Origin of the sequence: Achromobacter ruhlandii, from assembly GCF_902859695.1 — a bacterium.
Lineage (GTDB): Bacteria > Pseudomonadota > Gammaproteobacteria > Burkholderiales > Burkholderiaceae_B > Achromobacter > Achromobacter ruhlandii.
Map to the genome: position 1 here is coordinate 1 of NZ_CADIJL010000030.1, position 14,920 is coordinate 14,920.

The 14,920-nt window shown below is 68.8% G+C and carries 13 protein-coding genes; 7 read left to right on the plus strand and 6 right to left on the minus strand.

The window, feature by feature from the left end; genetic code table 11:
• Positions 1-78: IS3 family transposase (locus tag HV742_RS25555; RefSeq protein WP_175121091.1), on the plus strand; the 78-nt coding region annotated here is incomplete at its 5' end.
• Positions 79-129: 51 nt separating this feature from the next.
• Here HV742_RS25555 and HV742_RS25560 read toward each other — a convergent pair.
• The 3 genes from HV742_RS25560 to HV742_RS25570 form a co-directional block, all read right to left on the minus strand.
• Complete coding sequence (locus HV742_RS25560) at positions 130-2,028, minus strand: ABC transporter ATP-binding protein (protein ID WP_175146687.1); 1,899 nt, start codon at positions 2,026-2,028, stop codon at positions 130-132.
• A 526-nt stretch (positions 2,029-2,554) separates the two neighbouring features.
• Positions 2,555-4,447, minus strand: coding sequence for a TRAP transporter large permease (locus HV742_RS25565; RefSeq protein WP_068950057.1), 1,893 nt, complete (start codon positions 4,445-4,447; stop codon positions 2,555-2,557).
• Entirely contained in the window at positions 4,444-5,457 is a 1,014-nt protein-coding gene (locus HV742_RS25570; RefSeq protein WP_080977449.1) for a TRAP transporter substrate-binding protein, read from the minus strand. Before HV742_RS25570 ends, HV742_RS25565 begins: the two co-directional genes overlap by 4 nt.
• A gap of 235 nt (positions 5,458-5,692) precedes the next feature.
• On the opposite strand from HV742_RS25570, the gene HV742_RS25575 reads away from it, so the two are divergent.
• The 6 genes from HV742_RS25575 (at position 5,693) to HV742_RS25600 (ending at position 11,228) form a co-directional block, all read left to right on the plus strand.
• Positions 5,693-6,520 carry an IclR family transcriptional regulator gene (locus tag HV742_RS25575; protein WP_231891528.1) on the plus strand — a complete coding sequence of 276 codons (828 nt, stop codon included), beginning with the start codon at positions 5,693-5,695 and terminating at the stop codon, positions 6,518-6,520.
• Positions 6,521-6,564: 44 nt separating this feature from the next.
• Positions 6,565-7,737 carry an acetyl-CoA acetyltransferase gene (locus tag HV742_RS25580; protein WP_049074617.1) on the plus strand — a complete coding sequence of 391 codons (1,173 nt, stop codon included), beginning with the start codon at positions 6,565-6,567 and terminating at the stop codon, positions 7,735-7,737.
• The gene (locus HV742_RS25585; RefSeq protein WP_175146688.1) at positions 7,734-9,365 is read left to right on the plus strand and encodes an acyl-CoA synthetase; all 1,632 of its coding nucleotides are present in this window, start codon (positions 7,734-7,736) and stop codon (positions 9,363-9,365) included. Before HV742_RS25580 ends, HV742_RS25585 begins: the two co-directional genes overlap by 4 nt.
• Positions 9,366-9,449: 84 nt before the next feature.
• Positions 9,450-10,214 carry an SDR family NAD(P)-dependent oxidoreductase gene (locus HV742_RS25590; RefSeq protein ID WP_054416046.1) on the plus strand — a complete coding sequence of 255 codons (765 nt, stop codon included), beginning with the start codon at positions 9,450-9,452 and terminating at the stop codon, positions 10,212-10,214.
• Positions 10,215-10,272: 58 nt separating this feature from the next.
• Positions 10,273-10,836: a PCC domain-containing protein gene (locus tag HV742_RS25595; RefSeq protein ID WP_049054485.1), complete on the plus strand. Its 564-nt coding sequence runs from the start codon at positions 10,273-10,275 to the stop codon at positions 10,834-10,836.
• A gap of 2 nt (positions 10,837-10,838) precedes the next feature.
• Positions 10,839-11,228 carry a PPC domain-containing DNA-binding protein gene (locus HV742_RS25600; protein ID WP_049074612.1) on the plus strand — a complete coding sequence of 130 codons (390 nt, stop codon included), beginning with the start codon at positions 10,839-10,841 and terminating at the stop codon, positions 11,226-11,228.
• 61 nt (positions 11,229-11,289) lie between these two features.
• Here HV742_RS25600 and chrA read toward each other — a convergent pair whose 3' ends face one another.
• From chrA to HV742_RS25615, 3 genes are all read right to left on the minus strand, one after another.
• Positions 11,290-12,726 (minus strand): chromate efflux transporter, encoded by a 1,437-nt coding sequence (gene chrA, locus HV742_RS25605; protein ID WP_175146689.1) that lies wholly within the window; start codon positions 12,724-12,726, stop codon positions 11,290-11,292.
• A 120-nt stretch (positions 12,727-12,846) separates the two neighbouring features.
• A complete protein-coding gene (locus HV742_RS25610) occupies positions 12,847-13,815 on the minus strand; it encodes a chromate resistance protein ChrB domain-containing protein (RefSeq protein WP_175146690.1) in 969 nt (322 codons plus the stop codon).
• A gap of 113 nt (positions 13,816-13,928) precedes the next feature.
• Positions 13,929-14,897 carry a LysR family transcriptional regulator gene (locus tag HV742_RS25615; protein ID WP_049074603.1) on the minus strand — a complete coding sequence of 323 codons (969 nt, stop codon included), beginning with the start codon at positions 14,895-14,897 and terminating at the stop codon, positions 13,929-13,931.
• Between the last annotated feature and the right edge of the window lie 23 nt (positions 14,898-14,920).

A 14,920-nucleotide genomic window follows, 5' to 3' on the forward strand; every position in this document is an offset into this window, starting at 1 on the left:
TACAATCACCACCGCATCAAGCTCAAGCTAAAAGGCCTGAGCCCGGTTCAGTACCGGACCCAGGCCTTCGGACCTTAGCTTTTTACCGTCCAACTTCTTGGGGTCAGTTCATCGCGTCAGGCCCTTGCCTTATTTGCCGAAGGCGAAAGACGTTTCGTCCTCGTCCTGATCCTCGTCGTCGGCACGCGGCGGCAAGGCGCGCGCGCCGTCGGCCAGCATCTCCGCCTGCGTCAGGCCCTTGGTCAGCTCCAGGGCCTGGCGCTCGAACAGGCGTCGGTACAGGCCGCCCTTCAAGCGGATCAGCTGGTCATGGCTGCCTTCCTCGATGATGCGGCCGCGGTCCATCACCAGCAGGCGGTCCAGCGCGCGCACCGTCGACAGGCGGTGCGCCACCACCAGCGTGGTGCGGCCCACCATCAGGCGTTCCATGGCCTGCTGGATCAGCACCTCGCTTTCGCTGTCCAGACTCGACGTGGCCTCGTCCAGGATCAGGATCGGCGCATCGGCCAGGAAGGCGCGGGCGATCGCCACGCGCTGGCGCTCGCCGCCCGACAGCTTCACGCCGCGCTCGCCCACCAGCGTCTCGTAGCCCTTGGGCAGCGCCATGATGAAGTCGTGCGCGCTGGCCAGCCGCGCCGCCTGCTCGATCTCGGCCTGCGTCGCGCCGGGGCGGGCGTAGGCGATGTTCTCGGCCAGCGTGCGGTGAAACAGCACCGGCTCCTGCTGCACGATCGCGATCTGGCTGCGCAGCGACGCCTGCTTGACCTGGGCGATGTCCTGCCCGTCGATGGTGATGCGGCCGCCGTTGACGTCATACAGGCGCTGGATCAGCTTGATGAACGTGGTCTTGCCCGAGCCCGAATGCCCGACCAGGCCGACCCGCTCGCCCGGCGCGATGCGCGCCGAGAAGCGGTCATACAGCGCCGCCTCGTGTCGGCCATAACGGAAGGTCACGTCCTCGAAGCGGATCTCGCCGGCCGTGACGCGGATTGCGCCCGCGCCAGCGCGATCGTCCACGCCCAGCGGCTGTTTCTCCAGCGCCACCAGTTCCTCCATGTCGTTGACCGAGCGCTGCAGGTTGCGGATATGCATGCCCACGTCGCGCAGGTGGCCCTGCAGCATGAAGAACATCGTCAGCGCGAAGGTGATGTCGCCGACGCTGGCCTGGTTGCGCGACCACAGCAGCAGCGACGCGCCCAGGATGCCGGCCTGCATCGCCACCAGCATCGCGCCCTGGATGCCGCCGTTGATCGTGGCGCGGATCCAGGTGCGGCGCGTGCGGCGGCGCCACTTGTCGACCACGCGCCCCAGGCGCGCTTCCTCGCGCGTCTCGGCGCCGAAGGCCTTGACGACCGGGTTACAGCTGACCGCGTCGGCCAGCGCGCCGCCCATGCGCGTATCCCAGGCGTTGCCCAGCCGCGCCGCCGGGGCCACGTAGCCCAGCGACAGCGCCGCCGTCACCGCGATGTACAGCACCGAACCCAGGCCCACCACCAGGCCCATCACCGGCCAGTACACGCCCAGCAGCACGGTGGCGCCGACCAGCATCACCACCGAGGGCAGCAGCGCCACCAACAGCGTGTCGTTCAGCACGTCCACCGCCCACATGCCGCGCGTGATCTTGCGCACGGTCGAGCCGGCAAAGCTGTTGGCATGCCAATCGGTGGAAAAGCGCTGCACCCGGTAGAAGGCGTTGGAGACCATGCCGTTCATCATCTTCAGGGTGAAGACGATGATGTTCTGGAACACGCCCTGGCGCAGCAGCGTGCTGCCGATGCCCAGTGCGATCAGCAGCCAGAACGCGGTGACGGCCGCGCCCCAGACCTGGGCGTCGGACGAGGCGCCGGAGGCCACCGCGTCGACCAGCCGGCCCGCGTACAGCGGTGTCAGCACGTCGGCCACGGCCGACAGCAGGGCCAGCGCGACGATAAGAGCGGTGCGCCAGCGCTGGGCGCGCCAATAGCGGAAGGTAAAGCCGAGGACGTCCTTGAAGGCTTGTCCTCGCAGATCGATTTTTGTTCGATTCATTGCGATCGCCCGGCAACGCGAAGGCGCCGGTTTCCTTGTGGGAAGAAGGTGATACGACCTGCGCCTCACGGCGCGGGCATTGCGTTCAGGGGTTTGGGGCGGGCACGGCGGACCAGTCGCCAGGTAGTCTGGCGATGGGGCCGCGCGGGCGACGACTTAATGGCGTCGCGGAGATACGCGCGGGATGGCGGTATGCGGATTCATCATCTTGCGCCTCCCAGGTGTAGGTGAAGGGAAAAAAGAATGGGCACAGGCCCGAATTGAAGATTCTATAGAAGTGGTGTAGGTGGATCAACCGCGCGGGCGGTGGGGGATTGCGGGCGTGTGGGTTTTTCCCCACGGCGATGATGCGGCGCGCGTGGCGGGCGGCGCGGCCGTCGTGGGGAGCACGGGCGGCGCGCCGGTTGGCGGCGGAGCGCGGGCCGTCCGCCTTGAAGGAAGGAGGTAAAGGGAGGGGTAGAGAAAGGGGGATATAGGAAGGGGGAATGGCCGGCGCGCCACGAAGGCGCGGCGGCCGGCCACGTGGTTACTTCAGGAACCCTGTCGAGATCCACGGCACCGCGGCGATGACCACGATGCCGACCGCCATCGAACCCAGGTAGCCCAGGATGGGCCGGATGCCGGCTTCGGGCGCGACCCGGCCGATGGCGCAGGCGGCGTAGTAACCCACCCCGAACGGCGGCGCGAACAGGCCCAGGCCCATCGACAGGATCACCACCATCGCGTAGTGCACCTCGTGGATGCCCATCTGGTGCGCGATGGGGAACAGCAGCGGCCCGAACAGCACGATGGCGGGGATGCCCTCCAGCACGCTGCCCAGGATGACGAACGCGACGATCGACACCGCCATGAAGGTGGCGGCGCCGCCGGGCAGGCCCGCCATGGCCTGCGCGAGCTGGGTCGAGAAGCCCGATTGCGTCAGGGCCCAGGCCATGGCGGTGGCGGTGCCGATGATCAGCAGGATCGAGCCCGACAGGCAGGCCGTGTCGACCAGCATGGGCTTGAGCCGCTTGACGTCAAAGCAGCGGTAGACCAGCAGTCCGATCAGCGCGGCGTAGACGATGCCGATGGTCGAGACCTCGGTGGCGGTGGCCACGCCCTCGACCACCGCCGCCCGGATCACGAACGGCAGCGCCAGCGCCGGCAGCGCCACCAGCAGGGCGCGGCCGATCTGGCGGCCGCTGGCCTTGCGCACCGCGCTCAGGTCTTCGCGGCGGTTGCGCCACCAGACCACCAGGCACAGCATCACGCCCAGCACCAGCCCGGGCAGCAGGCCGCCCGTGAACAGCGCCGTGATCGACACGCCGGTGACCGAGCCGATGGTGATCAGCACCAGGCTGGGCGGCACGGTCTCGGTCTGCGCGCCGGTGGCCGACAGCAGCGCCACCAGGTCGCCCTCGTCGGCGCCGCGCTCGCGCATTTCCGGGAACAGCACCGGCGCCACCGCCGCCATGTCGGCGGCCTTGGCGCCCGAGATGCCCGAGACCACGTACATGGCGCCGATCAGCACGTACGACAGGCCGCCGCGCACGTGCCCCAGCAGGCTGGCCAGGAACGCCACCATGCGCTTGGCCATGCCGGTCATCTCGATCAGCACGCCCAGGAACACGAACAGCGGCACCGCCAGCAGGATCAGGTGCGACATGCCTTCGTCCATGCGCCCGACCACCACCATCATCGGCACGTCGGTGGTCAGCGACAGATAGCCGAAGGTGGCCAGCCCGAACGAGAAGGCGATCGGCACGCCCGCGAACACCGTGGCCGCCACCACGCCGACGAAGAAGATCAGCAGGTTGAGGTTGCCCAGTCCCGCCAGCACCGGCTGCAGCGCCGTCAGGGCGGCCACCACGCCGCCGACCAGCAGCAGCGCCAGGCCGGTGACGCGCCACTGCGCGCGTTCGACCAGCCGCAGCAGCGCGATCAGCAGCATCAGCGCGGTGCCCACTGGCAAGGCCGCGGCGCGCCAGGCGTTGGGGATTTCCAGCGCGGCGGTGGTGACGTACTGTTCCTCCGAGGCGTACTCGTAGCCCGGCGCCTGCAGCAGCAGCAGGAACGCCAGCGCCGCCGCCACGGCCACCATGTCCAGCAGCGCGCGGGTGCCAGGCGAGGCGCGGTTGACCAGCGCGCCCATGCGCATATGCTCGCCACGGCGAAAGGCGATCACCGCGCCCAGCATGGCCAGCCACAGGAACAGGATCGAGGCCAGTTCGTCGGACCATACCAGCGGCGTGTGCAGCACGTAGCGCGCCACGATGCCCGAGAACAGGATGACGATTTCCGCGACCACCAGGATGGCCGCCGGAATCTCCACCAGGTGACCCAGGGCGTTGTCCAGCGTGATGGCCCAGGGGCGGCGCGCGCCGGGCGCCGGGCCCGCCTCGGCCCGCAGCGCCGCCGGATGCGTCAGCGCAGCCCTCATGACAGACTCCCGGCCGCCTGCTCCAGCAGGCCCCAGGCCTTGTCGCCGTACTTTTCCTTCCAGCTGGCGTAGAAGCCGGCGCGGCGCAGCGCGTCGCGGATGGGGGCGGGGTCGGGGGTGTTGAAGGCCAGGCCCTGCTCGGCCAGCTTGGTCTGCAGCTGATTGTTGAGTGCCAGCACGTCGGCGCGCTCGGCCATGCCGGCGGCGTTGATGTGTTTGGCGACGACCTCGCGGATGTCGGCCGGCAGCTTTTCCCAGGCGCGGCGGTTGCCCAGGAACCAGAAGCCGTCCCACATGTGGTTGGTCATCGAGCAGTATTTCTGCACTTCGTACAGCTTGGCGGTCTGGATGATGGCCAGCGGGTTTTCCTGCGCGTCCACCACGCGGGTCTGCAGGGCGGAATAGGTTTCGTTGAAGTTGATGCTGGCCGGCGACGAGCCCAGCGCCTTGAACATCGAGGTCCACAGCGGGCTGACCGGCACGCGGATCTTCAGGTCGCGGAAGTCGTCCGGGCCGCTGATGGCGCGCGAGCTGGTGGTGACCTGGCGAAAGCCGTTGTCCCAGATGCGGTCCATGACGAACAGGCCCTTGCCATTGATGTCGGCGCGGATGTGGGCGCCCAGGTCGCCGTCCATGGCCTTCCAGACCGAGGCGTAGTCGGGAAAGGCGAAGCCGACGCCGCTGATCGACGCGCTGGGCACCAGGGTCGACAGGATCAGCCCCGACAGGGTGAAAAACTCGACGGCGCCGGCGCGCAGCTGGCTCAGGGTGTCGGTGTCGGAGCCCAGCTGGCTGCTGGGGAACACCGCCAGTTCGAAGCGGCCGCCGGTGTCCTTGAGGATGTTCTGCGCGGCCTCGTTGGCGCGCAGGTTCATCGGGTGCGAGGGCGGCAGGTTGTTGGCGTACTTGTAACGGAACTGGGGCGCCGCCAGCGTGCGCTGGAACGGGGCCAGGGCGAGCAGCGCGCCGCCTCCCGCGGCGCGCATGAGGTTGCGTCGAGTCGTGTTCATGCTGTCTCCTTGGTTATGAGATCCGGCCGCCGTCGAGGACGGCCGGATAAAGCGCCTTGCCAGGCCTGTTGCTTTATCTTTGCATGAGGTCCATTATATGGACCTACTTACTACCCTTAAATTTATTTAATCACATTGATTCACTAGCGTAAATCAATAAAACTGGTGCAGAATGAAAAAACAAAATCAGGTTAATGGTCCACAAAATGGACCTGATGAAAACACAGGCGGAGACGTGACGGAGACCTCATCCCAGGTCGGTGGCGCCCAGGCGATATCCCGCGCCATGCTGGTGCTGCGCGCGGTGTCGCGCACCCGCGGCGAAGGCGCGGGCCTGCTGGCGTTGACGCGCGACACGGGCATGAGCAAGCCCACCGTGCACCGCATCCTGGCCGCCCTGGCCGCCGAAGGCATGGTCGAACAGGACCTGGCCAGCCGCCGCTACTTTCTGGGCCCCGAATGCCACGTGCTGGGCAACATCGCCAGCGAGCGCTTCGGCATCAACCGCCTGGCCGCGCCGGTGGTGGCGCGACTGGCGCACGAATGCGGCGATTCCGCCTTCTTTTCACTGCGCCGCGACGTGTTCGCGGTCTGCGTGCTGCGCGAGGACGGCGACTATCCGCTCAAGACCCACGTGCTGCTGCCGGGCGACCGGCATCCGCTGGGCATCGGCGCCGGCAGCCTGGCGATCCTGGCGGCGTTGCCCGACGACGAGGTCGACGCCTGCCTGCAGGCCAATGCGGCCCTGATCGAGCGGCGCTATCCGCATTACTCCGTGGCGCTGATCCGCACCCTGGTCGATGAGGTGCGCGAGCAGGGCTATGCCGTCAACCGCGGCCTGGTGGTGCCGGGCTCGTGGGGCATCGGCATGCCGCTGCGCGATGAGCAGGGCCACGTGCTGGGCGCCCTGAGCATCGCCGCGGTCGAATCGCGCATGGACGAGGAAAGACAGTTCCAGCTGGCCAAGCTGTTGTCACGCGAGGCCAAACGCCTGCTTGCGCAGGCCAACCCGGCAGGCCGCGAGGCGCGGGCGCGCCCGCAGGCCGCCAAGCCCAAGCCCTGATCCGCCGTGCCGGCGGGGCGGGGCTGCCAACAGAGGAGACAGCAATGAGCAAGCGTGCCGTCATCGTGGGGTGGTCGCACACCCCGTTCGGCAAACTCGACGACCCCGACACCGAAAGCCTGATGGCGCGGGTATCCGGCGCCGCGCTGGAGCATGCGGGCATCAGCCCGGAGGCGGTGGACGGCATCTATGCCGGCGTCATGAACAGCGGTTTCCAGAAACAGGATTTCCAGGCCGCGCTGGTGGCGCTGGCCGACCCGGCGCTGGCGTATGTGCCGGCGACGCGGCTGGAGAATGCCTGCGCCACCGGCTCGGCCGCGCTGTACGCGGCCATGGATTTCATCGAGGCCGGACGCGGCCGCGTGGCGCTGGTGGTGGGGGCCGAGAAGATGACCGCGCGTTCCACCGAGGACACCGGCGACATCCTGCTCAATGCCAGCTACCGCAAGGAAGAGGCCAACCTGCCGGGCGGCTTTGCCGGCGTGTTCAGCCGCATCGCCACCGCCTATTTCGAGCGCCATGGCGACCACGGCGAGGCGCTGGCCCGCATCGCGGCCAAGAACCACGCCAATGCGCTGGACAACCCTTACGCGCAGATCCGCAAGGACCTGGGCTTCGCGTTCTGCAATACCGTCTCCGAGAAAAACCCTTATGTGTCGGCGCCGTTGCGCCGCACCGATTGCTCGCCCATTTCCGACGGCGCGGCGGCGCTGGTGCTGGCCGACGCGGAAACCGCGGCGGGCCTGCGCCGCGCCATCGGCTTTCGCGCCCGGCGCCACGTCAATGACTTCCTGCCGCTGAGCCGGCGCGATCCGATCGCGTTCGAGGGCGCGGCGCGCGCCTGGCGCGAGGCGCTGGCCGATGCCGGCGCGACCCTGGACGACCTGAGCCTGGTGGAGACGCATGACTGCTTCACCATCGCCGAACTGATCGAGTACGAGGCCATGGGCCTGGCGCCGCGCGGCCACGGCGTGCGGGCGCTGCGGGAGGGCTGGGTGCAGAAGGGCGGACGCCTGCCGGTCAACCCGTCGGGCGGACTCAAGGCCAAGGGCCATCCGGTGGGCGCCACCGGGGTGTCGCTGCACGTCATGGCGTGTCTGCAACTGGCCGGCGAGGCCGGCGCCATGCAGGTGCCGGACGCGACGCTGGCCGGCGTCTTCAACATGGGCGGCGCGGCCGTGGCCAATTACGTCAGCATCCTGGAGCGCGTCAAATGAGCGGCCCGCTGGAGCAGGCCCTGGTGCCGCCGGGCGGGGTGGCGCCGGTGTCGCGCCGGGCCATGAACCTGGCGCATTTCCTGGTGCAGGCGGCGCGCCGCCACCCCACGCGCGCAGCGCTGGTCTGCGGCGAGGCCCGTCTGAACTGGCGCGAGCTGGACACGCGCACGGCCGCCCTGGCGCGGGCGCTGGCCGAGCGCGGCGTGAGCAAGGGCGACCGGGTGCTGGTGCACGCGCGCAACAGCTTCGCGTTCGCCGAAACCCTGTTCGCCGTGCTGCGGCTGGGCGCGGTCTGGGTGCCGACCAATTGCCGCATCTCGCCGGACGAGGCGGTCTATCTGGCGCGGGCGGCCGGGATCAAGGCCTTCCTGTGCGAAGGCCAGTCTCCCGGGCACGCGGCGGCCGTGGCGCAGGCCATGCCCGACCTGGCCTTGCTGGCGCGGCTGGGCCCCGGCGAGTTCGGCGAGGCCGACACCGCTTCCCTGATCGCGGCGCATCTGGATGACGCGCCGGCGGCCTGCGCCGACGTGGACTATGACGATCCCTGCTGGTTCTTCTTTACTTCCGGCACCACCGGGCATCCGAAGGCGGCGGTGCTGACGCATGGCCAGATGGCGTTCGTGCTGACCAACCACCTGTGCGACCTGATGCCGGGCACCACCGAGCACGACGTCAGCCTGGTGGTGGCGCCGTTGTCGCATGGCGCGGGCATCCATTTCCTGACCCAGGTGGCGCGCGCCGCCGCCACCGTGCTGCCCGAGGGCGAGCGCTTCGACCCGGAAGAGGCCTGGCGCCTGGTGCAGGCGCACCGGGTGACCAACATGTTCACCGTGCCGACCATCGTCAAGCTGCTGGTCGAGCACCCGGCGGTGGACGCCTTTGACCACTCCAGCCTGCGCTACGTGATCTACGCCGGCGCGCCCATGTACCGCGAAGACCAGAAGCGCGCGCTGGCCAAGCTGGGCCGGGTGCTGGTGCAGTACTTCGGGCTGGGCGAGGTCACGGGCAACATCACTGTGCTGCCGCCGCAACAGCACCATGACGGCGACGGCCCCGAGGCGCGCGTGGGCACCTGCGGCTACGAGCGCATCGGCATGCAGGTCAGCATCCAGGACGAGGCCGGCAATCCGCTGCCGGCGGGCCGGACGGGCGAGATCTGCGTCTGCGGGCCGGCGGTGTTCGCCGGCTATTACGACAACCCGGGCGCCAATGCCAAGGCCTTCCGCAACGGCTGGTTCCGCACAGGCGACCTGGGCTACCTGGACGACGCGGGCTACCTCTACATCACCGGCCGCGAATCCGATATGTACATCTCGGGCGGCTCCAATATCTATCCGCGCGAGGTCGAGGAAAAGGTGCTGGCGCATCCGGCGATCGCGGAGGCGGCCGTGCTGGGGGTACCGGACCCGGTGTGGGGCGAGGTGGGGGTGATGGTGTGCGTGCTGCGACCCGGCGAGACACTGGAAGAGGAGGCCCTGCTGGCCTGGCTCGGATCGCGCATGGCGCGCTACAAGCTGCCGCGCCAGGTGTTCTTCTGGGATGCGCTGCCGCGGTCGGGCTACGGCAAGATCACCAAGAAGCTGGTGCGCGAGGCCCTGCGCGAGCGGGGCTGCCTGGCGCCCGCCTAGGAAACGGGGCCGCCGCGCGGCGGCCGCCCAAGAGGGTGCGGACATCGCGAACACATCGCGAGCACACAATGAGGAGACCGAATCATGGATGGAGCGCAGGAAGCGGTGCTGGTCACGGGGGGCGCGTCGGGCATTGGCCTGGCCGTCGCGCGTGGCCTGCTGGGCGCGGGACGCCGGGTGCTGGTGGCCGACGTGTCGCAGGAACGGCTGGACGAGGTGCGAGGCCTGGCGCCGGCGGATCGGTTGGGCTGCGTGCGGATGGATGTGTCCGACGAGGCGCAGGTGAGCGAGGCGATCGCGAGGCTGGAGTCCGACTTCGGGCCGATCGCCGGGCTGGTCAATTCGGCGGGTATCGGCCGCGACGTGCCGTTCCTGGAGACGGACACGGCGTTGCTGCGGCGGATCCTGGAAGTTAACCTGGTGGGGTCGTTCGTGGTGGCGCGCGAGGCGGCCCGGCGCATGCGCGATCGCGGCCGCGGGTCGATCGTGAACATCGCGTCCGTGTCGGGCATCCGCGGCAACGCGGGCCGGGCGGCGTACGGCGCTTCCAAGGGAGGCGTGGTGACGCTGACCCGGGTGATGGCGGTGGAGCTGGCCGCCTACGGCATCCGCGTGAACGCGGTTGCGCCCGGGCCGATCGAGACGCCGCTGGTGAGCCAGATGCACACGGATGAGGCGCGCGCGGCCTGGCGCCGGGTGGTGCCGCAGCATCGCTACGCGGCGCCGGAGGAACTGAACGGCACCATCGGCTGGCTGCTGGACGAGTCGCAGTCCAGCTACGTGACCGGGCAGGTGATTTGTGTGGACGGCGGCTTCACCGCGGCGGGCATGCTGCCGGCGGTGCATTGACGCCCGCGTTTTCAGCTTTCATTCCCATCTTGCGCCACAAGCGCACGGAGTGCACATCATGCGAACCACCACCGTGGATCGTTCGTTGCGGGGATCACCGGTATTGCCCCGCCCCAGGACGCTGATACACCCGGGAGCCTTCAACCCGGTCCGGATACACAGCCGCTGCGCGCGGCGCGGCCGCCATGTCCGGCTGGCGCTGCAGCCCGGCGCCAGTCTGTTCGAGGCGCTGGTCAATGGCCTGGCGCCGCTGGGCGTGGAGAACGCCTCGATGACGCTGCTGAGCGGCGAATTCAGCCATCTCGACTACTGCACCGCGCCGCCGGACCCGGCGCATCTGCGGGTGGTGGCGTACACCGCGCCGATCGCGGCGGGCGCGGCCACGCTGATCTTCGGCAACGCCACGCTGGGCAAGGGCGACAACGGCGAGCCGCTGGTGCACTGTCACGCGGCGTTCTGCGATCAGGGCGGGGCGTTGCTGGGCGGGCACCTGATTCCGCAGACATCGATCGTGGGCGCGGGGCCGGTGACGGTACTGGTGACGGCGCTGGAAGGCTTCGAACTGCGCGCCACTTATGACGCCGAAACCAATTTGCGGCTACTGCAGCCGCGGGAGATCTGACGATGATGCCGGCCGAGGTCGAAAGCGGAAGCATGGGGCGGGTGGCGTATGCGCGCATCGGGCCCAACGAGGATCTGGTGCAGGGGGTCGAGAAGCTGTGCCTGGCGGAGGGGTTTCGCAACGCCTTCGTGCGCGGCGCGCTTGGGAGCCTGGTGGATGCCTGCCTGTATGCGCGGGGCGGGGAGGTGCGGCAGCTGGAGGGGCCGGCGGTGGAGATCGTGAGCCTGGCGGGAGAGGTGCGCGCGCAGGCGGACGGGTCGGTGGTGGCCTCGTTGTCGGGGGTGGTGGCGGACCCGGCGGGGCGGGTGCACGGCGGGGTGTTCGTCCCGGGGGCGAACCCTGTCTGCATGACGTTCGAGGTGACGTTGGAGGAGTGGCTGCCGGACGGGTGATTTGCGCGCGGGGTTGTCGCCGCCATTGGTCTTGTTGGCCGCGAGACGAGGGGGAGACGGGCTATGCCGACCATCCCAGCAGATGGATGGCGATACCCGCCACGCAACACACGCCTAGCGTGGCCATCATTCCCGCCTTGAAGCGAAAGAGCATGAACATGGCGACGGCGGCCAGCAGCAAGGACCACGGGTCCAGGCTTGCCAGGACGGGAATCTGCAGCGTGAAGCCATGCGCGTGCCTGACCTCGACCTGCCCGAACAAGGTGTGCAGGGCGAACCAGATCGCCAGGTTCAGGATGACGCCGACCACGGCGGCGGTGATGGTCGAGAGCGCCGCGCTTAGCGCCTTGTTGTTGCGCAGCGACTCCATGTACGGGGCGCCAACGAAGACCAGCAGGAAGGAGGGGGCGAACGTCGTCCATTTGGCGAGCACCCCTCCCAGCGTGCCCGCGAGGGCCGGATCGAGGGCGCCGGGCTGGCGGTAGGCGGCCATGAAGCCCACGAACTGCACCACGCTGATCAGCGGGCCGGGCGTGGTTTCGGCCATGCCCAGGCCGGCCAGCATTTCGCCGGGCGCGAGCCAGTGATAGTGCTCGACCGCCTGTTGCGCCACGTAGGAGAGAATCGCATAGGCGCCGCCGAACGTGACCACCGCCATCTTGCTGAAGAACTCGGCGATTCGCGTATAGACGTTGTCGGTTCCCAGCAGCGTCACCAGGACGGCCAACGGAGCCAGCCAGGCGACCAGGTTGATGGCGAGGATCTTGATCGCCCGGGCCAGAGAGGGCTTTACGTGTTCCGGAACTTCGATGGCGAAGGCGGCGTCGATGGCGGCCGTCTGTCCTTCGTCCTTCGCGGCGGCGCCGTGGCCAGCCCCCGCCTTGATGCCCTGCCATCCCAGCGCGTTGCCGGCCAGGCCTGTCGCCGCGGCGGCGGCGATGATGAGGGGGAAGGGCGCGGCCAGGAAGAAAATGGCAATGAACGAGAGCCCCGCGACGCCCACCATCGTCCGCGTCTTGAGGGCTCGACGCCCCACCCGCTGGACGGCTTCCAGCACCACCGCCAGCACGGCCGCCTTCAAGCCGAAGAACAGCGCCTGGACCACACCCACATCGCCGTAGCTCGCATAGATCCAGCTCAGGACGCCCAGGGCGATCAGGCCCGGAAAGATGAACAGAATGCCCGCGACCAACCCACCGCGGGTGCGGTGCAGCAGCCAGCCGATGTATACCGCCAGCTTGTGCGCTTCAGGGCCGGGAAGCAGCGTGCAGTAGTTCAGGGCGTGCAGGAATCGCGTTTCGCTGATCCAGCGCTTTTCCTCGACGAGAATCCGGTGCATCACCGCGATCTGTCCGGCAGGGCCGCCAAAGCTCAGGGCCGCGACGCGGCACCAGACCCAGAACGCCTCGCGGAAAGACACGCCGTGACGCTCGTGCGCCGGAACCCGTGGTTTTGTGGAATCGCCTGCGTGGAGCGGCTCGGCCGTTTTGGCTTGCATCTTTTCACCTGCTTGTTCTGTTCGTTGCCCGGTTTTTTCGGTGGGTCGTTGACTATGGGATATCGGCCAGGCGGTTCATGGCGGTTTCCGGCAGATAGCCCGCCGCGCCGATCGGTCGCGCTAGGTCTTGTGGCCGGTGGCGAAGTGGGCATAGAGGGAGTCCAGCACCGCGCCGATTTCGGCCAGCAGGGCATCATCGTCATCCTGAATGCGCTTGCGGGCGCCGGCCAGCATGGCTTCGAACCCGGCCGCTTCCGGCACCGGCGTGCCGCCGACGTCCAGGGCGTGCACCAGCGCGCCCAGGCGCGCCAGGCCGCGGTTCCCGTCCAGCCCAAAACTGGCGAGCAGGACCTCAAAGGAGACCCGATCGCCCACGTGGGTGAATGTCGCTCCATCGAAATCGAAGCCCAGCGCGTCGGGCGGGCAGTCGGAGGGCGTTTCCAGCCACAGGAAGCGAGCGGCCGGATCGATGAACCGCTGGATCAGCCACGCGGACGCGACACGGTCAACCCAGAGATGACGCCGGGTCGCCCATAGGCGCCCTCGGTAATGGGTCGGATCGCGGCGCGCAATGCTTGCATCGACGGCGCGAGGTTCGCTGGGCGACAGGAGGGACTCGATGGCGTGGGCGAAGTCACGCCACTGCGCTTGCGCGCGCAGGGAGGCTTCGTTGGGGAAGAAATCCATCCGCCGCAGCGCCTGGAAACTGCGCTCGTGCCGGCGCGCCAGCCGATTCAATTCGGCGGGCTGCAGGGCAGGCAAGGTGGTGCGGCCCTCCGACAGTTCGGCCAGCCAGCTTTCGTAGTCCTGGGTTCGGTCAAAACGTGAGACGAACGCCTCGGATTCCTCGGCATCTTTCGGCTGGACCTTCAGAAGCCAGGCTTGCCCGCCTTCATCTCGGGCCTCGGCGGCCAGGTCGGAAAGCTGGAAGGCCTGCTCGGCATGGGCGGGCAACAGGTAGGCCCCATCCCGCAACGCGGCGCAGCCCAGGGCTTTGACGGCTCGCCAGATCCGCATGCGCGCGGTGGCGCTGTCGGTCGGCAGGCTGACAATGAGGAGAAGCCAGGCAGGGGTGTGCGGCGCGTTCATGACGGCAGAATATGGCCGGATCGCGATCTCTGCAATGATGTAGAGATCGCTACAAAGACTGCGTCGTTCGCCGGCATCGCCGCCCGGCTACCGGCCGGGCTTGCACGCTTGCGCTAGGGCCTTGCGCCCCTGGCCGCTGTTTCCGTTTTCGCCAATGCCGGCTGTTTGGGGCGGAAGCTGGCGAAATCCGCCCAGCATTGCTGTGTGTAGCTGTAGAGCGCGTCCTGGGCCTTCAGCGGGCTGCGGCCGGCGAGGCGGGCGAGAACGTAGTGGCCCTGGCGCTGGGGGTCGGCAGGAAGAGGAACTTCGACCAGGTCGCCGGCCTGCTGCTCCTGGCGGGTGACGCAGATGACGCCCAGCAGCAGGGTGTCGGTGGCGAGGGCCAGGTGGACCAGGGGAGCCAGGCTTTCGCAGCGCACGCTGACCATCTGCTCGGGGGCGCCGGCGGGGCCGAGGGTTTCGGCCAGGCGCAGGGCGACCTCGGGGCTGAGGGTGCTGGAGGCGACGGGGTACTGGCGGATGTGATCGATGGTGGGGCGGCGGTGGGCCAGGATGGGGTGATCCTTGCGACAGACCATGCCGGCGCGCAGGGGCGCGAGGGGCCGGGTCTCGATGTCGGCGGCGCCGTACAGCATGCGGGCGTCGCAGACCATGGCGTCGATGCGTTCGGCGCGCAGCAGATCGAGCAGGGTGGCGGTGGTGCCGAGTTCGGCCGCCACGCGCACCTGCGGATGGCGAGCGGCCATGTGCGCCAGGAACGGCGTCAGCAACAGTGAGGCGGGGGTAGGACTGAGTCCGATAGACAGGGTGCCCGATTCGCCGCCGGCCAGCGTCTTGAGCTCGCGCCGCAGCTCGGCTTCTTCGTAGCGCATGCGGCGGGCGCGTTCCGCGACGCAGGCGCCGTAGGGCGTGAGGCGCACCTGGCGGGTGCCGCGGTCCAGCAGCGGCAGGCCAAGCTCGGCCTCCAGCGCCTGGATGCTGCGGCTGAGCGCGGGCTGGGACAGGTTGACCTTGTCGGCGGCGCGCGAAAAGGTGCCGTGTTCGACCACGGCGAGCAGATGCTTGAGTTTCTGGAAGTCCATGTTCCAACCGCATGAATCATATG